Origin of the sequence: Polaribacter glomeratus (assembly GCF_002954665.1) — a bacterium.
Lineage (GTDB): Bacteria > Bacteroidota > Bacteroidia > Flavobacteriales > Flavobacteriaceae > Polaribacter > Polaribacter glomeratus.
Window position 1 is genome coordinate 99,682 of the sequence record NZ_MSCM01000002.1, and the last position, 21,303, is coordinate 120,984.

At 30.8% G+C, this 21,303-nt stretch carries 25 protein-coding genes; 16 read left to right on the plus strand and 9 right to left on the minus strand.

The annotated features are described in order from the left end of the window. Positions 1-11 precede the first annotated feature (11 nt). On the plus strand, positions 12-959 hold the full coding sequence (locus tag BTO16_RS10490; RefSeq protein WP_105021643.1) for a GSCFA domain-containing protein: 948 nt from the start codon (positions 12-14) through the stop codon (positions 957-959). Between the two features lie 127 nt (positions 960-1,086). On the opposite strand, the gene BTO16_RS10495 is transcribed toward BTO16_RS10490, so the two are convergent. Beyond that, positions 1,087-1,395, minus strand: a complete 309-nt coding sequence (locus tag BTO16_RS10495; RefSeq protein WP_245892097.1) for a rhodanese-like domain-containing protein — start codon at positions 1,393-1,395, stop codon at positions 1,087-1,089. An 11-nt stretch (positions 1,396-1,406) separates the two neighbouring features. Continuing rightward, positions 1,407-3,152 carry an aromatic amino acid hydroxylase gene (locus BTO16_RS10500; protein WP_105022887.1) on the minus strand — a complete coding sequence of 582 codons (1,746 nt, stop codon included), beginning with the start codon at positions 3,150-3,152 and terminating at the stop codon, positions 1,407-1,409. Between the two features lie 200 nt (positions 3,153-3,352). On the opposite strand from BTO16_RS10500, the gene BTO16_RS10505 reads away from it, so the two are divergent. From BTO16_RS10505 to BTO16_RS10530, 6 genes are all read left to right on the plus strand, one after another. Beyond that, positions 3,353-3,592: a hypothetical protein gene (locus BTO16_RS10505; RefSeq protein ID WP_146105385.1), complete on the plus strand. Its 240-nt coding sequence runs from the start codon at positions 3,353-3,355 to the stop codon at positions 3,590-3,592. Positions 3,593-3,638: 46 nt separating this feature from the next. Continuing rightward, positions 3,639-5,156: a 2,3-bisphosphoglycerate-independent phosphoglycerate mutase gene (gpmI, locus tag BTO16_RS10510; protein WP_105021645.1), complete on the plus strand. Its 1,518-nt coding sequence runs from the start codon at positions 3,639-3,641 to the stop codon at positions 5,154-5,156. Positions 5,157-5,158: 2 nt separating this feature from the next. Further along, positions 5,159-5,773: a thioredoxin family protein gene (locus BTO16_RS10515; protein WP_105021646.1), complete on the plus strand. Its 615-nt coding sequence runs from the start codon at positions 5,159-5,161 to the stop codon at positions 5,771-5,773. Positions 5,774-5,950: 177 nt separating this feature from the next. Then, on the plus strand, positions 5,951-6,754 hold the full coding sequence (gene map / locus BTO16_RS10520) for a type I methionyl aminopeptidase (RefSeq protein ID WP_105021647.1): 804 nt from the start codon (positions 5,951-5,953) through the stop codon (positions 6,752-6,754). Between the two features lie 203 nt (positions 6,755-6,957). Continuing rightward, the gene (locus BTO16_RS10525) at positions 6,958-7,335 is read left to right on the plus strand and encodes a GxxExxY protein (RefSeq protein ID WP_105021648.1); all 378 of its coding nucleotides are present in this window, start codon (positions 6,958-6,960) and stop codon (positions 7,333-7,335) included. Between the two features lie 49 nt (positions 7,336-7,384). After that, positions 7,385-8,155, plus strand: a complete 771-nt coding sequence (locus BTO16_RS10530; RefSeq protein ID WP_105021649.1) for a class I SAM-dependent methyltransferase — start codon at positions 7,385-7,387, stop codon at positions 8,153-8,155. Between the two features lie 3 nt (positions 8,156-8,158). On the opposite strand, the gene BTO16_RS10535 is transcribed toward BTO16_RS10530, so the two are convergent. Then, positions 8,159-9,154, minus strand: a complete 996-nt coding sequence (locus tag BTO16_RS10535) for an FAD:protein FMN transferase (protein WP_105021650.1) — start codon at positions 9,152-9,154, stop codon at positions 8,159-8,161. Positions 9,155-9,269: 115 nt separating this feature from the next. Here BTO16_RS10535 and BTO16_RS10540 point away from each other — a divergent pair, with 115 nt between their 5' ends. Further along, positions 9,270-10,121 (plus strand): OmpA/MotB family protein, encoded by an 852-nt coding sequence (locus BTO16_RS10540; RefSeq protein ID WP_105021651.1) that lies wholly within the window; start codon positions 9,270-9,272, stop codon positions 10,119-10,121. Positions 10,122-10,690: 569 nt separating this feature from the next. Continuing rightward, on the plus strand, positions 10,691-11,644 hold the full coding sequence (locus BTO16_RS10550) for a calcium/sodium antiporter (RefSeq protein WP_105021652.1): 954 nt from the start codon (positions 10,691-10,693) through the stop codon (positions 11,642-11,644). Between the two features lie 58 nt (positions 11,645-11,702). Here the strand turns inward: BTO16_RS10550 and BTO16_RS10555 are convergent, their stop codons facing one another. Continuing rightward, positions 11,703-12,029 carry a Na(+)-translocating NADH-quinone reductase subunit F gene (locus BTO16_RS10555; protein WP_105021653.1) on the minus strand — a complete coding sequence of 109 codons (327 nt, stop codon included), beginning with the start codon at positions 12,027-12,029 and terminating at the stop codon, positions 11,703-11,705. Positions 12,030-12,184: 155 nt separating this feature from the next. Between BTO16_RS10555 and BTO16_RS10560 the strand changes: the two genes are divergently transcribed. Then, positions 12,185-13,219: a serine hydrolase domain-containing protein gene (locus BTO16_RS10560; RefSeq protein WP_105021654.1), complete on the plus strand. Its 1,035-nt coding sequence runs from the start codon at positions 12,185-12,187 to the stop codon at positions 13,217-13,219. Positions 13,220-13,467: 248 nt separating this feature from the next. On the opposite strand, the gene BTO16_RS17860 is transcribed toward BTO16_RS10560, so the two are convergent. Both BTO16_RS17860 and BTO16_RS10570 read right to left on the minus strand, forming a co-directional pair. Beyond that, positions 13,468-13,680 carry a hypothetical protein gene (locus BTO16_RS17860; RefSeq protein ID WP_245892098.1) on the minus strand — a complete coding sequence of 71 codons (213 nt, stop codon included), beginning with the start codon at positions 13,678-13,680 and terminating at the stop codon, positions 13,468-13,470. A gap of 133 nt (positions 13,681-13,813) precedes the next feature. Next, the gene (locus tag BTO16_RS10570; protein ID WP_105021655.1) at positions 13,814-14,272 is read right to left on the minus strand and encodes a helix-turn-helix domain-containing protein; all 459 of its coding nucleotides are present in this window, start codon (positions 14,270-14,272) and stop codon (positions 13,814-13,816) included. 329 nt (positions 14,273-14,601) lie between these two features. Between BTO16_RS10570 and BTO16_RS10575 the strand changes: the two genes are divergently transcribed. The 3 genes from BTO16_RS10575 (at position 14,602) to BTO16_RS10585 (ending at position 16,636) form a co-directional block, all read left to right on the plus strand. Further along, complete coding sequence (locus BTO16_RS10575; RefSeq protein WP_170064443.1) at positions 14,602-15,330, plus strand: DUF6090 family protein; 729 nt, start codon at positions 14,602-14,604, stop codon at positions 15,328-15,330. A gap of 109 nt (positions 15,331-15,439) precedes the next feature. Continuing rightward, on the plus strand, positions 15,440-16,033 hold the full coding sequence (locus tag BTO16_RS10580) for a GNAT family N-acetyltransferase (RefSeq protein WP_105021657.1): 594 nt from the start codon (positions 15,440-15,442) through the stop codon (positions 16,031-16,033). Positions 16,034-16,051: 18 nt separating this feature from the next. Further along, complete coding sequence (locus BTO16_RS10585) at positions 16,052-16,636, plus strand: hypothetical protein (protein WP_105021658.1); 585 nt, start codon at positions 16,052-16,054, stop codon at positions 16,634-16,636. Positions 16,637-16,778: 142 nt separating this feature from the next. On the opposite strand, the gene BTO16_RS10590 is transcribed toward BTO16_RS10585, so the two are convergent. Next, positions 16,779-17,075, minus strand: coding sequence for a Na(+)-translocating NADH-quinone reductase subunit F (locus BTO16_RS10590; RefSeq protein ID WP_245892099.1), 297 nt, complete (start codon positions 17,073-17,075; stop codon positions 16,779-16,781). A 276-nt stretch (positions 17,076-17,351) separates the two neighbouring features. Here BTO16_RS10590 and BTO16_RS10595 point away from each other — a divergent pair, with 276 nt between their 5' ends. Together BTO16_RS10595 and BTO16_RS10600 are read left to right on the plus strand one after the other, a co-directional pair. Next, positions 17,352-17,858, plus strand: a complete 507-nt coding sequence (locus BTO16_RS10595) for an RNA polymerase sigma factor (RefSeq protein WP_105021659.1) — start codon at positions 17,352-17,354, stop codon at positions 17,856-17,858. After that, positions 17,851-18,438 (plus strand): hypothetical protein, encoded by a 588-nt coding sequence (locus BTO16_RS10600; protein ID WP_146105386.1) that lies wholly within the window; start codon positions 17,851-17,853, stop codon positions 18,436-18,438. The genes BTO16_RS10595 and BTO16_RS10600 overlap by 8 nt, the downstream gene beginning before the upstream one ends. Positions 18,439-18,719: 281 nt before the next feature. On the opposite strand, the gene BTO16_RS10605 is transcribed toward BTO16_RS10600, so the two are convergent. Next, positions 18,720-19,085 carry a Na(+)-translocating NADH-quinone reductase subunit F gene (locus BTO16_RS10605; protein ID WP_105021661.1) on the minus strand — a complete coding sequence of 122 codons (366 nt, stop codon included), beginning with the start codon at positions 19,083-19,085 and terminating at the stop codon, positions 18,720-18,722. Continuing rightward, entirely contained in the window at positions 19,085-20,437 is a 1,353-nt protein-coding gene (locus tag BTO16_RS10610) for a DEAD/DEAH box helicase (protein ID WP_105021662.1), read from the minus strand. Before BTO16_RS10610 ends, BTO16_RS10605 begins: the two co-directional genes overlap by 1 nt. Positions 20,438-20,537: 100 nt before the next feature. Between BTO16_RS10610 and BTO16_RS10615 the strand changes: the two genes are divergently transcribed. Beyond that, positions 20,538-21,302 carry a TatD family hydrolase gene (locus BTO16_RS10615; RefSeq protein WP_105021663.1) on the plus strand — a complete coding sequence of 255 codons (765 nt, stop codon included), beginning with the start codon at positions 20,538-20,540 and terminating at the stop codon, positions 21,300-21,302. Position 21,303: the final 1 nt, after the last annotated feature.

Consider the following 21,303-nt stretch of genomic DNA (forward strand, 5'->3'; position numbering starts at 1 on the left):
GCCTTTTCAAAATGAAACTCCAAACTCAAATTCCGTTAAAAAAGGAAACTAGAAACCAAATAGCGTATCAATCTAAAATTTTGTTGCTAGGTTCTTGTTTTTCAGAAAACATTGGCGATAAGTTGAGTTACTTTAAATTTCAGTCTGCTCAAAATCCGTTTGGTATTTTGTTTCATCCAAAGGCGATAGAAAATTTTATTACAAATACCATCAATAAAAAGGAGTATTGTAGCGAAGATTTTATCTTCCAAAATGAAACTTGGCATTCTTTTGATGCGCATTCTAGTTTAAGTGCAATAAAAGAAAATGAACTTTTAAGTAAATTAAACGCATCGATTTCTATTACAAATAGAGCACTAAAAGAAGCATCACACATTATAATTACGCTAGGTACTTCTTGGGTTTATAGATTTATAGAAACGGATACTATTGTTGCCAATTGTCATAAAGTTCCGCAGAAAAAATTCTTAAAAGAACTTTTAACTGTTGCTGAAATCGCAGAAAGTTTAGAAGCTATCATTGTGCTTTTAAAATCTGTAAATAAAGATATTTCTGTACTATATACAGTTTCGCCAGTAAGACATTTAAAAGACGGCTTTGTAGAAAATACGCAAAGCAAAGCGCATTTAATTGCTGGAATTCATCAGGTACTCGAGCACCAAAATGTATCTTATTTTCCTTCTTACGAAATTATGATGGATGAATTACGCGATTATCGTTTTTACGCCGAAGACATGATTCACCCAAATAAAACGGCGATCAATTATATTTGGGAACGATTTGTTGATACTTGGTTTTCTGATGATACATCTGCAACCATGAAAGAAATTGATGTTATTCAAAAAGGAATTCTACACAGACCTTTTCAAGAAAACACTGCGCAACATCAACAATTTCTTATAAATTTAGAAGCTAAAAAAGAAAAGATTCAGAAAGAATTTTCATTTATACACTTTTAAAATACGCAATTCAACCTATCTATTTCTTAGGTTAAACACTACATTTTAAACCTAGAAATCATTATAAACAATCAGTAAACTGAAAGCTATAATGATTGCTAAAAAAATTATTTATAAAAGGTTCTAACTATAAATGTTGATCCACATTTTGCCAAGGACCGCCATTGATAACATCAACACCGTTTTGTTTTAAAAACTGTGCCGCTTGACCACTTCTACCACCGCTTCTACAAACAGCAATTACAGGTTTATTCCAAGATTTTATCTGCTCAATTTCTAAAGGAACTAAATTTAAAACGATGTGTTTTGCACTTTTTATATGACCTTCATTCCATTCATCTAGTGTTCTTACATCTAAAATTACGGCGTCTTTTTCTAAATATTCTTTAATACCTGCACTCATATCTTTTCTTTTAAACATGTCAAAAAAACCCATGTTGTCTATTTTTATTGTTCGTGCAAATTTAAGCCATTTTCTATAAGTTTTGTGTAACTTTTAGTACATTTTAAATCGTTTAGACTTTTTAAAATAGCAATTTTGATAGAAAAATCATTTCTTTTCGCCAATTCATACAGCTCTAAAAGCAATAACCAATCGTTCGCAAATTTTGTTTTTAACTGATTATAAATAGCTGTTATTTTCTCTTCGGATGATGAATTCCCTTCGCGCATTTGTTTTACTTGGTCGTATAAACCATATAATTCCTTCTCAGTTTCTGAATACGTAATTTTATGTGTTTTTACTTCGGATACTTTGCTTGTATCTGCAAAAGAATCAACATCCGCAGAACCAGAATACACAGAAATTACTTCCTTACCAATTGCCATGTCGTAAATTCCCCATTCTGGTTGAAATAAAATCTCATCTTTATAAGTTACCGTGCAATCATCCAAAGAAATAATTAAAATTTTACCTCTTAAATCTCTTGTTCCGGTAATTGCTTTTCCTTTCACTATAATTCCGCTTTCAAACTCTAAGGTCATAAATTCGCCTTCATAGATTCCGTACGCCCTTAAATCTCTCGGACTCATGTCTTCAATTGGCAAATTAATCCCTTTTAATTTTCCAACAGGACTTCCAAAACCACCTGCGTGCGTTGTAATTCCGTGGCCAATTAATTCTTTATCTCTGTTAGACAACGCCGTTGGACCTGTTGTTTGCAAGTAGGCAACTTTGTTGTTTTTGTACTGAATTACTTTTGTGAAAACGCCAGAAATCTGAATTCCTGTTGATAATTCTACCGTTCCTAAATTGGCTGAATTTACTAGTTTCTGAGCACCTTTTAAACCACCAGTTCGTAACGCCATTGTATTTGCAAATTCGTCTAAAACCAAACTTAAATAAGCAAAATCTGGAGTAACAAATAATTGAGGTTGGGGTTTTGTGATATCAAAATTTATAGTTGCTGCATCTATTGAATAGCGCATTTTTTTAACTTCATCTGTCATGCACCAAGCACTTTCACCAATTGATGATAATAAACCTGCTCCATAAATTTTAGGGTTTTCTAAGGTACCTATTAAACCGTATTCTACAGACCACCAATGTAAGTTTCTAATTTGTGCCATTTCGGACAATTCGCCCATATTATTTTGCAACCATTCTACTTTTTCTTGCGCCTCGTCTACTTCTTTTTCTGTAGAACTTGGGTTTTCTTTTAAGATGGATAAAAGCCGGATTGCTTCATATATTTCATAATCTTTTGAAGATGAAATTGCTTTGCTACCAATTTCTCCAAAACGTCTTAAATATTCTGCATATTCTGGATTTGCTATGATTGGTGCATGACCTGCTGCTTCATGAATAATATCTGGCGCAGGCGTATATTCTATATGGTTAATGGTTCTCATATCCGAAGCAATTACCAAAACATTGTAAGCTTGAAATTCCATAAAAGCGTTTGGCGGAATAAAACCATCCACAGAAACTGCAGACCAACCAATTTCTTTTAAAATTCTATTCATGCCTTCCATATGCGGAATGTTTTCAATAGAAATTCCGGTTTTTTGAAGTCCAGTCATGTACGATTTGTGCGCAACTTTGCTTAAATAAGCTACATTCATTCGCATTACATATCGCCAAACCGCTTGATTTTGAGGAGTATATTCATTGTAAGGTTGTTTTACAACAAACTTGTGCAAATGTTTGGGTAACTTTCTTGTTACTTCATTAAGTTCAAAATGTGCTTCCATTAAAGATTTCATAAAATTTACACTACAAAATTACGAATTTTACAATTTAATACGCTTGTTTTCTTGTTAAAAGATCTTTTATGTATCTTTAAATTCATCAGAAAGAAATATCGAAAATTAAAAAGTAGTATCTTGTAATATTTACTGATTTTCAACTACTTACAGAATAAAGACTTTCTACTATGAGTTCAATCTCCAGAATGATTATCAGTTTAAAAAACAATAAAAGAACTCGTGTTTCAACTTTTGATAAGTTAAAAAATTTTAAGGAGGGAAAAAATATTCAAGTTGCTTTTGATAAAAAAGGATCTCCCTATAAGCTCAAAAAAATTAAGGAGAAACCTCAAGAAAAAAATAAAAAATTATTAAAAAGGAATCTTTTGATCATTATTGCCATTATTTCTATGGTGATTTACGGTATCGGTTTCGTGAAATTTTAAAAAAAGCTTTAAAATATTTCTTATTTTTACAATATAATACAGAAAAATGAACAAGAAAGTTATTCTAATGATTTTAGACGGATGGGGAATTACACAAGACCCAAAAGTATCCGCAATTTACAACGCTAAAATTCCATTTATTAATAGTTTATATGACAAATATCCAAACGCTCAATTAAGGACGGATGGAGAACATGTTGGTTTGCCAGAAGGACAAATGGGGAATTCTGAAGTTGGCCACATGAATTTAGGTGCTGGTAGAATTGTGTATCAAAATTTAGCAAGAATAAACAAGGCGGTTCGAGAAAAAACATTAGGCCAAGAAAAAGTATTATTAGATACTTTTAAATACGCCAAGGAAAACAACAAAAATGTACATTTATTAGGATTGGTTTCCGATGGAGGAATTCACGCACACATAGATCATATAAAAGGAATTTTAGATGTTGCCAAAAAAAATAATGTAAAAAACGTTTTCTTGCATGCGTTTACAGATGGTAGAGATTGCGACCCAAAATCGGGTACCTTTTTTATCAACGAAGTGCAAGAATATATGAAAGAAAGCACGGGCGAATTAGCCACAGTTACTGGTCGTTATTACGCCATGGACAGAGATAATAGATGGGAACGCGTTAAAATTGCGTACGACGGAATTGTTAATGCCGTTGGTACAAAAACTACGGATATTTTAGCAACCATCAACCAAAATTATGAGGCTGGTTTAACGGATGAGTTTCACAAACCAATTGTAATTACAAATGCAGATGGATCACCAAAAGCACAAATAAAAGAAGGAGATGCTGTAATTTTCTTCAACTACAGAACTGATAGAGGACGTGAATTAACGAATGCGCTAAGTCAGAATGATTTTCCTGAATTCGACATGAAAAAGTTAGATTTGTATTACACAACAATGACTTTGTACGATGAATCTTTTACAGGCATCAATGTTATTTACAACAACGATAATATTAAAAATACGTTAGGCGAAGTTTTATCAAAAGCTGGGAAAAAGCAAATTAGAATTGCGGAAACAGAAAAATACCCACATGTAACTTTCTTCTTTTCTGGCGGTCAAGAAGCTCCTTTTAAAGGTGAATCTCGAATTTTAAGAAACTCACCAAAAGTTGCTACCTACGATTTACAACCAGAAATGTCTGCATACGAATTAAAAGATGCCATTTGTGAAGATTTAGAAAAAGGCGAAGCAGATTTTGTTTGTTTAAATTTTGCAAACGGCGATATGGTTGGACATACAGGAATTATGGAAGCTGCTATAAAAGCCTGCGAAACTGTAGACATTTGTGCAAAAGCAGTAATCGAAACTGGTTTAAAAAACGGTTATTCTATCTTGTTAATTGCAGATCATGGTAATTGCGAAACGATGATGAATCCTGATGGTTCTCCAAATACAGCGCACACAACAAACCCTGTTCCTTTTATTTTAATTGATGAGGAAATAAAATCAATAAATAGTGGCGTTTTAGGCGATATTGCTCCTACAATTTTAGAATTAATGGGCGTTGATCAACCAAAAGAAATGACACAAAAATCACTTTTATAATTATGAAAAAAATACTATTCTTATCTTTAGTAACACTTTTTGCTGCTTGTAATTCAACAAAAAAAGTTACAGAAACAAACACAATTGAAACCAAAAAAGTTGAAGTTCAAAAAGCGGCACCTAAAAAAGTAAAACAAGTTGCTAGAGAAATAAATGCTAAAAAAGACGCAGATGGATATTTAACAGGCATCGCTAACAAAGAAACTTTTCAAGATGAAGCTTTTAAAAGTTGGTTTAACAGTAGATATGAAGAATACACAACTGATAAAGAAACAATTGGCAAACTTAAAACAGCTCTTGAAGGCTATACTATAAAAGGATTTATGGGTAGTTGGTGTGGAGATAGCAGAAGAGAAACACCTCGTTTTTATAAACTTTTAGATGAAACTGGTTTTAATCAAAATGATTTTGAACTAATTACAGTGGACAGAAGTAAAAAAACGCCTGACAATCTTCAAGAAGGTTTAAATATTATAAGAGTGCCAACATTTATTTTTTATAAAGATGGCGAAGAAGTTGGCCGTTATGTAGAGTATCCTAGAGAAACTTTAGAGAAAGATATTTTAAAAATTGTAACGGGCAAACCGTACAAACATTCTTACGACAGAAGCGAATAATTTATTTGATTTCAAGAATTTTTTTGACACGGATTTCACAGGCGAGCACAGAAAAAAATCTGTAAACCTTTGTGAAATTTGTGTCTTATTTTTTTAAAGCCATTTTAACCACCTTTGTTTGCTCAAGAAAATTAATTCCTAATAATTAATGGTAACTTTGCATTTCAATTTTTTATAATGATAAAGATTAAAACCAGAGAAGAAATAGAACTTATGCGCGAAAGTGCGTTGGTCGTTTCTAGAACATTAGGGATGCTTGCAAAAGAGGTAAAACCGGGTGTTTCTACTTTATATTTAGACAAACTTGCAGAAGAATTTATTAGAGAACAAGGAGCAATTCCTGGTTTTTTAGGTTTGTACGATTTTCCAAACACACTTTGCATGAGTCCTAATTCTCAAGTTGTTCACGGCATTCCGAATAAAAAACCTTTAATTGAAGGAGATATTATCTCGATAGATTGTGGTGCTTTAAAAAACGGCTTTTATGGTGATCACGCATACACTTTTGCCATCGGAGAAATTGATTTGGAAGTTCAAAAATTATTAGACGTTACCAAAGAAAGTTTATATGTAGGTATCAGAGAATTTAAAGCGGGTAATAGAGTAGGCGATGTTGGTTTTGCAATTCAAGATTTTACAGAAAAACATGGTTACGGAGTTGTAAGAGAACTTGTTGGCCATGGTTTAGGACGCGAAATGCACGAAGATCCAGAAATGCCAAATTACGGGAAAAGAGGAAGAGGAAAGAAATTTGTAGAAGGTATGGTTGTTGCCATTGAACCGATGACAAACTTAGGAACTCACAAAATAAGACAGCATTCTGATGGTTGGACCATTACTACTTTTGATAACAAACCTTCGGCTCATTTTGAGCATGATGTGGCTATTGTAAACGGTAAACCAGAGCTTTTATCAACTTTTAAATATGTAAACGAGTCATTAGGGATTGTAACTGATATTGAGGATGAGTTTAGACAGTAATTATTACATATTACACAGAGATTCGCAGAGTTTTATTTCATGATATTCTGAAGAGTTTCACAGAGAAAAAAAATTATTACGCAGAGATCCACGGAGGTTATTTTGTTGACTTAATAAATGAGTTTCACAGAGAAAAAAAGTTATTACACTGAGATTCGCAGAGTTTATTTTATTGAAATGCTAAAGAGTTCTACAGAGAAATTATGGAGGATAATAAAATTACGGAAAAAATTATTGGAGCTGCAATTGAAGTACATAGAGCTTTAGGTCCTGGTTTATTAGAATCTGCGTATCAAGAATGTTTATTTTTTGAGCTAAAATCAATTGGATTAAACGTAAAAAAAGAAGTTTCACTTCCAATTATTTACAAAGAAATAAAATTAGATCATGGTTACAGAATTGATTTATTAGTTGAAGAAAAAATTGTGTTAGAATTAAAAACTGTTGAAAAATTTACAGAAGTCCATTCTGCTCAAATTTTAACTTATATGAAATTGGGAAATTATCCACTAGGATTATTAGTTAATTTCCATACGAAACTATTAAAAAACGGAATTAAAAGATTTATAAATACATATTAAACTCCGAGAAACTCTGTGCAAAAACTCTGCGATTCTCTGTGTAACAACCATGAAAATATTCAAATCCATCTTAAATACCATCCCAAGACCTTGGCTAATTAAAGCTAGTTATTTAGTGCGCCCAATAATTGCACTTTCTTTAAGCGGTGATAAATTTACAGACCCAATAGACGGCAAAAGTTTTCGTAAATTTTTACCATACGGATACGGAAAACAAAGAGAAAACGCACTTTCTCCCTCAACATTATCATTAGAAAGACATCGATTGATGTGGCTTTTTCTAAAGGATGAAACTGCTTTCTTTACATCAGAAAGCACACTAAAAACCCTACATATTGCACCAGAACAATGTTTTTTAGACATCTTTAGAAAGCAAAAAAACCTTGATTATGTAACATCCGATTTAGAATCGCCAATTGCCGATGTAAAAGCAGATATTTGCGATTTACCATTTGAAGACAACTCTTTTGATGTTGTTTTTTGCAATCATGTTTTAGAGCATATTTCTGATGACACAAAGGCAATGCAAGAACTTTTTCGAGTACTGAAAAAAGGCGGATTTGGTGTTTTTCAAATTCCGCAAGACCTATCAAGAGAAACTACTTTTGAAGACGATTCTATTACCGATAAAAAAGAACGTGCTAAAATTTTTGGTCAATATGATCATGTACGCATTTATGGCAAAGATTACTTTAACAAACTCCGTTCTGTAGGTTTTAAGGTAGCTGAAATTGATTATACAAAAAAAATCGCTCCAGAAAAACTAGAACGATTTTGCTTAATGAAGAACGAAATTCTTCCTGTTTGTTACAAAGAATAAAAACTATTGATGAAATGTATACGTTGCATATTCTTCAATAATTCCTTCGGTATTAGAAAATAAAAGTATCACTTCTAGTTCTGGATGATTCTTTAAAAAAGCTTTTGTTCTTTCTAAACCCATCGCCATAAAAGCCGTTGCATACGCATCAACATCTGCACAATCTGCGCTAGCAATTACAGATGCGCTTAACAGATTACTTTCTGTTGCAAAACCTGTTTTAGGATTTATGGTGTGCACATATTTTTTTCCATCCGCAGTAACTCTAAACTTTCTATAATTGCCAGAAGTTGCCATTGATTTGTTAGAGAGATTTATGTTTTTAAAACCCTCGTTTTCTGCTGCATTTGTAGGGTCGACTACTCTAATTAACCAAGGTTTCTGATTATTTTTTGTCCCTTTTGCTCTTATTTCTCCTCCTATTTCAATTAAATAATTTTCTATTTTTTTTTCATCAAAAAAACGAGCAACTACATCAATTCCGAAACCTTTTGCAATAGCATTAAAATCTAAATAAATTTTTGAATCTTGTTTAATAATCTTTCGATCTTTTAAAGAAACCTTATCAAAACCAACAAATTGCATTTGTTCTTTAACTTCATCTTCCGTTAAATCTTTTCTTTCATTTTTTGGCCCAAATCCGTAAGCATTTACCAAATTACCAACTGTTGGATCAAAAAAACCGTCCGTTTCTTTATATATCTTTTTTGACTTTTGAAAAACTTCAGAAAAAATTGCATCCACAACAATGGTTGAATCACCAGAATTTATTTTAGAAATATCTGAAGTAGAAATATACGTTGATGTTGCTGTATTTATTAGTAAAAACAAACTATCTATAGAGTTTTGGTAGTTAGTAGCCGCGTCTAAATAGGTTATTTTATAAGTTGTACCAAAAACAAGACCTTGAAGTGTAAAATCTTTATTTCGGATTTCTTGTTTACAAGCTATTAAAATTAATAAAATGATAAGAAAAGTGATTATTTTTTTAAGTTTCATGAATTTCTTAATTTTTGAGTAAAAATAGTCTATAAATTTTTCATAATTTATTGTTAAACACGCTTTTTATTGGTTCATTTTGTTAAATTTGTAGACGAATTTAATCAATATAAAGATGAAAAAAGTATCAATATTATTATTAACAGCTATTTTAGTAAGTTCTTGTGTTTCTAAGAAAAAATTTGTTGATTTAGAATCAAAACACGATTTAGCTAAAACAGAATTAGTAGATTTAAAAGCTAATTTACAAAAATGTTTAATTGACAATGAAAGAGAATCTACCAAGGTTTTTACTTTATTAGAGCAAATAAAATATTTGCAAGAAGACAAGAAAACAGCTTTAAAGCAAGTTGAAAACTTAACGGTTTTAACTCAATCTTCATCTGATAATATTAAAACTGTTATTTCTCAATTAAGTGAAAAAGACAAGTACATTAATGGTATTAGAAAAGCAATGACTCAAAAAGATTCTTTAAATCTTGCTATCAAGTTTCATTTAACTAAAAACTTAACAGCTGGTATTCAAGATGAAGATATCGAAGTTAATGTTGAAAAAACGGTTGTTTTTATCTCAATTTCAGACAAATTATTATTTAAAAGTGGAAGCTATAACGTAACTGATAAAGCATACACTGTTTTAGAAAAAATTGCAAAAGTAATTAATGACCAACCAAACATGGAAGTTATGATTGAAGGTCATACAGATACAACTCCTATAAAAAGAGATATCATTCAAGATAACTGGGATTTATCTGCTTTAAGAGCAACTTCTATTACAAGAATTTTACAATATAAATATGGTGTATTACCAGAAAGATTAATCGCTGCGGGTAGAAGTCAATATATTCCTTTAGGACCAAATGATACTGCTGCAAATAGATCTATAAACAGAAGAACGAAAATTATTATCATGCCTAAATTAAATCAATTCTTTGAATTGTTAGAGCAAGATGCTACTAAAAAATAATTTTTAAAACTTTTTATATTAGTAAACCAACTCTTTTTGAGTTGGTTTTTTTTTGTTTTCTATTTGGTAAAAACTTGGCTTTCTGAGAAAAATCTGCTAGTTTCTCATAAATGCTGCTAAATTGAAACTCATCTTATAAATTACTCTTAAACAAACTTACTCTAAAATCTTCAAAAGTCACATAATATGGTTGTTCTTTAAAAGTTTCCTTCCAAACGGTATCATACTCATTTAGGTTTTGCAAATTGCTAGACACTTTTATCAATACAAAACAGTGAATTCTCTTTTTTAAACAATACAAACTTTGGATGTCTTTTTAGCTGACTATCCATTTATTAAAACCTTATTTTTTTCTTACACTTTTCGGCAACGATGTTCTCTGCCTAATTATGTAATTCTTAGCATTATTAAAGTAATCAGCTACTTGTTCATTTTTAATTTTAGAGGATATTTTATTTTTAAAATTTTGATAAACAGATGATTAAAATGAAATAATAAAGTTTGCACAGTCTATAAATCAATATTGGTTTTGTATTACATTTGATACAGTTATAAAAAAAATATTTACAATGATTGTTTCGTTAATGTTAATTGCTGTTGGTTTTTTAGGATTAATTTTTGGAGCTAATTGGCTGGTAGAAGGTTCTTCTTCTTTGGCTAAAAAAAACAATATTCCGGATCTTGTAATTGGTTTAACAATCGTTGCATTTGGTACTTCTGCACCTGAATTGGTAGTGAATTCTGTTGCATCTGTTGACGGACTTTCAGATATCGTTTTGGCAAATGTTATTGGTAGTAATAATTTTAACTTATTTATTATACTTGGTATCGCTGGTTTAGTGTATCCAATTACAGTGCAGTCTTCAACTGCTTGGAGAGAAATTCCGATCTCATTAATAATTTCATTAGTCTTATTCGCACTTGCAAACGATTTTTTTATGAATCAAAATTCAGAGATATCAAGACTCGATGGTATGCTTCTACTTTTCTCTTTTTTCTGTTTTTTATACTATATGTTTAAACAAATGAAATCAGAAAAACCAGCAGTAATTCACTATGAAAAAAAATCAAACTCAAAAATTTGGAGTTTAATTTTAATTGGTTTTGTTGGGCTAATTATTGGTGGGAAGTTAGTGGTAGATAATAGTATTGAAATTGCAACAGAACTTGGAATTAGTCAAAAAATAATTGGATTAACAATCATTGCTGCCGGCACTTCATTACCAGAGTTGGTAACATCGTTAGTAGCTGCTTTTAAAAAGAATAGCGACATTGCAATTGGGAATGTTATTGGCTCTAACATCTTTAATATTTTATTAATTCTTTCTGTTAGTTCTTTAATAAACCCTATAAAATACAATCAGATTTTTAATCAAGATTTAGCAATATTGATTGGAGGTACAATTTTCTTGATAATAGCAATGTTTACAGGTAAAAAAAGAAAATTAGATAGATGGGAAGCACTCATATTAATTACCTTCTATTTAACATACACCACCTATTTAGTGTCTAAAGAACTATAAAATATTTTGTGAATAGCAGAAAAACTTAGTCTTTAAAAATTAACTACTAATCTTTAAATTACTCCAAAATCCTTACAAAATCCTCAAAAGCCACATAATACGGTTGGTCTTTAAAAACAAGATTTTCTACACTTTCTGCATTGGCGACACCTACGCCAGCGCTCCAAAATTTGGCGTTTTGTTTCTTGGCATGTTCTTTAAAAATTTCCATCCAAACGGTATCATACTCATTTGGATCTTGCAAATTACTAAACGTTTTTACCAAAATAAAAATAGTTGGTTCTCCTTTTTTAAATAATACAAACTGTGGATGTCTTTTTAATTGGCTATTAATTGCTTGAAACTCGTAACCCATCGCTTGTAACTTTTCGCCAACGATGTTCATTGCCAAATTGTGCAATTCTTTTATATGCTAATTTAAAGAATACTTGACTTTCTAAAAAAAACAACTAACTTCGTTTAACTCCTGATATAAAACATTAAAACGATTTCATATTATAACAGTTATGAGCAATTAAAAAAACATTCACCTGAAATAGAATGACAAAAAAACAAACAAAACGAATACTCAGAATAATATTTATTATTGTAAGTATATCTTCTTTGTGGCTCGTACCATGGACTTTGGTAAAAGCTTGGATATTACCACTACCTGATACTGTTGAAGAACAAGTAAATAAGGCAATTGATTATGGATTTGATGGAATGATTGTTTATGTGGACGAAGCAGGTAAACCGCCAGCATTTTATACAAGTGGTTGGAAAGACCGAAAAAACAAAATACCGACCTACCCGCAAGCCTTATTCAATATTGGCAGTATCAGTAAGCTATATGTCGCTGTTGCTATCACGAAATTAGTTAAAGACAAACATTTATCTTTAGATAAAACGCTCGCTGATTACTTTCCAGAACTTGTGGGTAGAATTGAAAATGCAGAAAAAATTACTCTGAGGTTGATGATACAACATCGGAGTGGTATTCCAAATTATACGGATTATGGTTATTGGGATAACCGACCGAAAAGTCGTAAAGAAACTCTTGAATTGGCACTTGATTTGCCAGCCAATTTTGAGCCAGGTGAAGATTATGGTTATTCAAACACGAATTATTTATTGCTTCGGAAACTCATGGACAAGGTCTTAGGTTATAGTCGTAACCAATATATTAAGGAGAAAATTTTGACACCACTCCAGCTAAACAATACATTCAATTCTCTTAATGAAGTAAATATAGATGATATTATGAGTGGCTATCATGTTGGCTATGAATCCGATTTAAAAGCGGAATATGGTGGAATGTTTGCTACAGCAGAAGATGTTGGAATTTTTTTAAGAGCACTAAACAATGGTTCAGTGTTTGATGAAGGCGAACAAGAAATCTATTCTTCAATTTATGTGTACAAACATTCGGGGTGGGTTCTTGGGTATCAGAGTTTTTCCGAATATCATGAAGATATTGATACTGTTGTTGTTCTGTTTAATAACACAACAGATTCTAAACTATATATGTGGAATTTGGCAGAAATTGTATATAACCGAATAGTAAAAATAATTAGAAATAAAAAAAGCTCATAACAATCTGTATAGTTAATGGCTACATAGTGTTAAATTTGAAGTTCAGTTCTTTTTTCAAAATTCTTTAATAAACTGAAAGTTTCGACTCTTTAAAACGCCACTAAACATGCAGTAACCGCTAAACGAACCTACTACAAAATCTTAACAAAATCCTTAAAAGCCAAATAATACGGTTGGTCTTTAAAAACAGGATTTTCTACACTTTCTGCATTGGCAATGCCTACGCCAGCAAACCAAACTTTGGCATTTTATTTTTTGGCATGTTCTTTAAAAGTTTCCATCCAAACGGTATCATACTCATTTGGATCTTGCAAATTACTAGATGTTTTTACCAACACAAAAATGGTTGGTTCTCCTTTTTTAAATAATACAAACTGTGGATGTCTTTTTAACTGGCTATTAATTGCTTGAAATTCATAACCAATTTCTTGTAACTTTTCGCCAATGATGTTCATTGCCAAATTGTACAATTCTTTTATATGCTAATCTAAAGAATACTTGACTTTCTAAAAAAAACAACTAACTTCATTTTTCTTCTGATATAAAACATAAAACCGATTTCATATTATAATAGTTGTGCCTAATTAAAAATCCTTACTTCTTTTTGAATTTCTTATCAATCATTTTTCTTTTCCATTCTTCTCCAAAGAAGTCAAAAACATTAAGAGAATAGATTCCCAATATTACTCCCCAAGAAAGCAGTAACCATAAAAAAACACTCCAATTGGATGAATCATTAACTGCAATAATAAATGGAGCTACCAAACTTAAAATTGAAATTGCAACAAGCTTATAAAACCCCTTAACATTTTGAAGGTACTCTTCTTCTTTTCTAATCTGTTCCTTTTCCTCTGTCTTATCTGAATCAGTAATATTGATTTCAAAAACTGCTGCTAAAGATTTCAAAGATTCTAAACCTGCATTCTCTCCATTTTCAATTCTCTGAATAGTTCTTATACTTAACCCACTCATTTCTGCCAATTGGTCTTGTGACCAATGGCGCTCCAATCTCATTTTTTTAGTATCTCTCAAATTAATTGCATCAGGCTTCATAATTTTTCTATGTATTTAATATTAATTATTGAACAAAGATAACTATTGCCTATTCTTTATTACTGAAAACGATGAGACGCTGCTATGACAATTATATGACAGTTGTGTGACACTAATTCTTCAAATAAAAACTAGGCACAACAATATGTATAATTAATTGCTCGCTCTGTGTTTACTAAGAAAATCCTACGGATTTAGCTTTAGTTCGTTTTCTTTTACTAATTTAGTTCCAACCACCGCAATTAATCATACAAAACACGTTGTACTTCATTTTGACAAACTACTAACTAATGATAAAATTCTTTAGAAAAATTCGCCAAAACTTGCTCATGGAAAATAAAACTGGAAAATATTTTAAATATGCAATCGGAGAAATTATTCTTGTTGTTATTGGAATTTTGATTGCATTATCAATTAATAATTGGAACGAAGAAAGAAAAATAAGAGAAAACGAAGTTGTATATCTAAATAATATTAAAAGGGATTTGCAACTATCAATTATAGAAATCGATCAGTTCGTTGATAGGCGAAACTCCCTAATTAATTCAGCAAACACTGTAATGGGTCATTTTAACGGCAAACAAGTAAATAATTGGAATTCATTCAACAAACATCTTGTAGACATCTACACTTGGCAAAGTTTTTATTTAATAGACAACACTTACCAAGAGCTTAAGTATTCAGGGAATTTTGCAATAATCTCAAATGATTCGATAAAAAATGGTGTACTGAATTTAGATTTACTCTATAAAAAATTAAAAAACAATGAAAACCACTGGAGAAATGATGCTGAACAAACACTTCATCCAGGAAGTTATGAAAAACATGATATCAATTCTATGTCAAAAAACTATGTATTTCAACTGTCGAACGGAAAAATGGGAGTTCGTGGAAATTTAACCAAAGAATCCTTTGGAGATATATTTAATGACCAAAAACAAAAGAATGGTTTTGCTTTTGCATCTCTTAATTTTGGAAGTATGAATGGAACTTTTTTTGAAATGAAAAAAAAATGTATGGAACTTATTTCTCAAATTAATAATGAATTAAAAAAATGAGAAATAAAATAAAAACAACTAAAAAACAACACCGTGTATAAACGATTTAATATCATAACAGTTAGCCTCAAGAAAAAAAACCAAAACTCAATAAACTAAAGAATAAACAATGAAAAAATATAAGTTAATAATTTGCATCCTACTATTTGGATACTGTAATAATACCATTGCTCAATTTACCCCTTTAGTACCAACAGATTTTGTTGTTCCTAAATCAAAAGAATATGAACATTTTAGATTAAGAGCCCTAACAATTAATGATGTTGTTAAGGATTATGATGCTGTTATGTCAAGTTCAAAAGAATTACAGGAAATGTTCCCAACTTGGGCTGGATGGCCAAAAAATTTAACTTTAGAACAAGATTTAATTGATTTAGGGTGGCATCAGTCAGAATTTCAAATGAGAAGTTCTTTTACTTATACAGTAGTCAGTTTAGATGAAGGCGAAGTACTTGGTTGCGTATATATTTTACCATTTTATATGAGTGATTTTGATATTGGCACACCAAAAAAGAACAATGGGAATTTTGATGCAGTAATCTATATGTGGGTAAGAACAGGTTTATTAGAAAAAGGAATGGATAAAATCTTGTTTGATAATGTAAAAAATTGGGTTGATAATGAATGGCCATTTAAAAACGTAGCCTATCCAGGAAGAGAGATATCTTGGGACAAATGGGAGACGCTTAAAAAAACCGACTAATCAAATATATTTAAAACAATGAGTGTTAAGCCATTATTATTCCTGCTTATTTTTTCATTTTGTAGTTGTAAGAATTCATCAAATCCAGAATCTAAGGTCAATTTAGAACAGCAACTTACTATTGCCAATAATTTTATCGATGCTTTTTATTCTTTCAATTCTAATGAATTGTTGCCTATGTTAAAATATGCAGAAAATTCTAAATCGGAAATTTTATACTATCAAGGATGGGCAGAAGGCGGTAACTATGAGATTGTTAAAAGATATCCTTGTGAAGTAAAAAATGACACTTTAATTATTTGTCCTGTAACCGTTAAAGATGATTTGATTAAGGCACTCGAACTAAATTTAAATGTAACTGATACTTTTCATATTGTTATAAAAAACGAAAAAATATTTTCTATTACTACTTCATCTAATGACCCACCCATTTTTTATGAAGCAGAAGAATGGATAAGAAAAAACTATCCCGAATTAATTAATGAGCCTTGTAAGGGAATTTGGGAAGACGGTACAACACCGAAAGCATGTGTCCGTGCTATGGTAGAGGGATATTCAAAATTTATTGCCGAAAAAAAAATTAATTCAAATATTGAAAAGTAGAAAATACCAGTAGCTAACAATCTATATAAAATAGGTGAAACAGTAATAAATTAAAGGTTTTTTGCTCGTATCTAACTTTGTGCTTAACCGAAAGATCATCGCTTACCGATTGCCCTACTTTACTTAAACTAACTGTTAAAACCTACCCAAAAATCTTAACAAAATCCTCAAAAGCCACATAATACGGTTGGTCTTTAAAAACAGGATTTTCTACGCTTTTCGCATTTGCAATACCTACGCTAGCAAACCAAACTTTGGCACTTTGTTTCTTGGCATGTTCTTTAAAAATTTTCATCCAAACGGTATCATACTCATTTGGATCTTGCAAATTACTAAACGTTTTTACCAACATAGAAATAGTTGGTTCTCCTTTTTTAAATAATACAAACTGTGGATGTCTTTTTAACTGGATATTAATTGATTGTAACTCATAACCCATTTATTGTAACTTTTCGCCAAAGATATTCGTGGCTAAATTGTGCAATTCTTTTATATGCTAATTTAGAGAACACTTGACTTTCTCAAAAAAAAACAATTAACTTCGTTTAAGTCCTGATATAAAACATTAAAACGATGTCATATTATAATAGTTGCCATTAATACTGACCGAACGACCTTAAATAACAGTTTTATCATCTTTTTCTACTAAAAACACGACTAAAGTGTCATATTTAGGAAATTTTGGTAACTAAAGTAGTAAAGGGAAGTATTAAAAATGAAAAAACAGAAAACCACATTTCTTTCTGCATTAAAAGAAAATCAGGATAAGTTATATAGAATTTGCGCTATTTATTCAGATAGTAATGAAGATTCTAAAGATCTATTTCAAGAAGTTTTAATTCACATTTGGAAGTCAATGAATTCATTTAAAGGTAATTCATCTATTGATACTTGGATGTTTAGGATAGCATTAAATGTTTGCCTTCGTTTTAAATCTAAACACAGAAAGAACCAAAATCGATTTATAAGATTAGACAGTATATCTATTTCTAATATAGGTTCTGAAGAAACTACCGAAACGGATAGTGAAAAACTAATAGCTTTAAGAAAGTGTGTCAAAAAATTGAATGAAGGAGACAAAGCAATAGTTGCTCTGTACCTAGAGGGATTAGCATACCGAGAAATTTCAGAGATACTTGGATTATCTGAAAATCACTTAGCCGTAAAAATCAAGCGGATAAAATCAAAATTGTTTAACTGTATAAATGAATATTATGATTGAAGATGAATTAATTAAAATCTGGCAATCGTCCAGTAAACAGGAACTTATTAAATTTGAGAAATCTAAATTGATGTTAGAATTACAATCAAGTTTAAAACGTTTACACAGATGGTGGAACTATTTAGAACTTTCAGAATCGATTTTAGCTGTATTTGGAGTTTTATTATCTATCCTTTTATTTTTCAAGCTTCCTTTCATTCTGATAAAAATAGCATTAGCATTAATGATAATTTGTGCTATTTATTTAATAATCAAATATCAAGGTGTGAAAAAATTTAAGCCAAGTGACTTGGAAGAAAATTATCTAAATTATCTCAAAAAGAACAGGGAATATCTTCAAACGCAAAAGAAATTCCTTAAAACATATGCTTACTGGGGAATTTTGCCAGTTTACCCAATAATGTTGTTATTTACTATCAGCATTTGGGGAAAAGTTCCAGCATACTTAATTATCCTTATTAATGTGGCTACAATCGGAATAGGTGTTTATGGATATTTCTTAAATAAAAAAAGAGTAAAAAAAGAAATAACCCCAAGAATATCTAGAGTTAATGAATTAATAAATCAATTAGAACAATAGCAAATGATATCCAAATATAGACCTTCAAAAGTTTCAAAAGACTTATTAGAACAGTTGTCAAAAATTTTGAGTTTTACAACTTCAAAAACAAGAAGAGAAACAATCAAACAAAAAAGAAGTCAAAATGGGACTAAAAAGTACTAATGGCAACAACGTGTATAATTTATTGCTGGTTTTAGCCAATTTAAGAAAGTCCTTTGGGACTTTCTTGGTTCTGTTTTATTTACTAACTTTATTGCTTAAAACACACAACAAATCATACACAACAGCGCTAAACGAACCTACTCCAAAATCTTAACAAAATCCTCAAAAGCCACATAATACGGTTGGTCTTTAAAAACAGGATTTTCTACACTTTCTGCATTGGCAATACCTACGCCAGCAAACCAAACTTTGGCATTTTGTTTTTTGGCGTGTTCTTTAAAAGTTTCCATCCAAACGGTATCATACTCATTTGGATCTTGCAAATTACTGGATGTTTTTACCAACACAAAAATGGTTGGTTCTCCTTTTTTAAATAATACAAACTGTGGATGCCTTTTTAACTGGCTATTAATTGCTTGAAACTCATAACCCATCGCTTGTAACTTTTCGCCAACGATGTTCATTGCCAAATTGTGCAATTCTTGCGCTTTTAAAATATGCATTACTTTTTCTTATTACGTAAATTGTAGTTTTTATCTCCTCTTGTTTTTGGCTTCTTGTATTTTTTAGCAATTTCTCTTCTATAAGAACCTCCTTGATTGGTTTTACTATTCTTTTCGCTCTTATCATGAAAAGCAGCTCCTGGCACAAACTCTAAAGCTGTTCTGTTTTTAGACTGTTGGCTATCTTCTTTAGGGCGTTCATCTTCCGTTAATAATTTTGAAATCTCTAAAGCTTCAGGAAGTTCTAAAACCGGAATTTTATAATCCATTAATTCCTCTATAGTCTCTTTATTTTCCTGCTCTTTTTCTGTAGAAAACAAAATGGTTTTACCAGCTTTTTCTGCTCTACCGGTTCTACCGATTCTGTGCATATAATTTTCAGGAAAATCGGGTGTATCAAAATTGATAACATGACTCACGTTATCAAAATCTAAACCACGCGCCATTACATCTGTAGCTAACAAGATCCTGTTTTTTCCTTCATCAAATTGACGAATAGAACGTATTCTGTAATTCTGTGTTTTATTAGAATGTATAATACACAATTCGCTTCCAAAAACTTCTTCTAAATGTTTAAAAAGTAAATCTGCAGTTCTTTTAAAAGCTACAAAAATTAATACTTTATGATACGTTTGTCTGTCTTTTAAAAAGTGATGTAATAAATTTACTTTCGTAAAAAAATTAGGAATATTGTAAGAAACTTGCTCAATATTATCTAACGGAGTTCCACTAACTGCTACCGAAATTTTTTCTGGGTTTTTAAAGAAATCATCAATCAAAGCATCTACATCTTCTGTCATTGTTGCAGAAAATAAAATATTTTGTCTTCTTTCTGGTAACAAATCAAAAATATTCATCAGCTGAAATCTAAAACCTAAATCTAACATGACATCCACTTCGTCAATTACCAATTTCTGAATCGTTTTTAGCTTTAAAACATTGCTCAACGCTAAATCATATAACCGACCTGGCGTTGCTACAATAATATCTTGACCTTGTGCAATTCCTTGCTTTTGAGTGTTGATATTAGCACCACCATAAACTCCTAAAACACGAATATTTAAGTATTTTCCTAGTTTTTCTATTTCATCTACAACTTGTAAAACCAATTCACGCGTAGGAACTAACACCAAAACTCTTGGATGCTGCGTTTTTAAGAATTTTAAATCTCTTAAAATTGGCAACATATAACCAAATGTTTTTCCTGTTCCTGTTTGGGCTATTCCAACAACATCTTTACCAGATCTAATTACAGAAAATGCTTGCTCTTGAATTGGCGTTGGGTTTTCAAAACGCAAATCTTCAATCGCATAGTGTAATTGATTTGATAAGTCTAAATCTTTAAAAGTCATTCTTTTAATTTTTTGCAAAGGTACGTTTTATAAAATGTACAACAATAGTATTCTAAACAGTAATATTTAGTAGTTTTGTTGATGAAAATCAAACTAAAAAATGATTACAGATACGCATACACATTTATATTCAGAACAATTTAATGACGATAGAAAAGCCATGATACAGCGTGCAAAAGATGCTGGCGTTTCTCGTTTTTTTATACCGGCCATAGATTCTTCTTACACAGAAAGCATGTTCTTGTTGGAAAAAGAAAACCCTGATGCTGTGTTTTTAATGATGGGTTTGCATCCAACTTCTGTACAAGAAAATTATTTAGAAGAACTTGCGCATGTAAAAAATTGGATTGATAAGAGAAATTTTTTTGCTATAGGTGAAATTGGCATCGATTTATATTGGGATAAAAGTTTTCTAAAACAGCAACAAGAGGCTTTTAGAACTCAAATTAAATGGGCAAAAGAAAAAAAATTGCCAATTGTAATTCATTGTAGAGATGCTTTTGATGAAATTTTTGAAGTTTTAGAATCTGAAAAAAGTGACGATTTACGAGGGATTTTCCACTGTTTTACGGGTACTTTAGAACAAGCAGAAAAAGCTATTTCGTACAATATGAAATTAGGAATTGGCGGAGTTGCTACTTTTAAAAACGGAAAAATAGATACATTTTTAAACGAAATAGATTTGAAACACATTGTTTTAGAAACGGATTCGCCTTATTTAGCACCCACACCTTTTCGAGGAAAAAGAAACGAAAGTTCTTATATAACAAATGTTATTGATAAATTAGTAGACATTTACGGCATCAGTTTTAATGAAATTGCAAAAATTACTACTCAAAATTCTAAAGATATCTTTAATGTTTAAT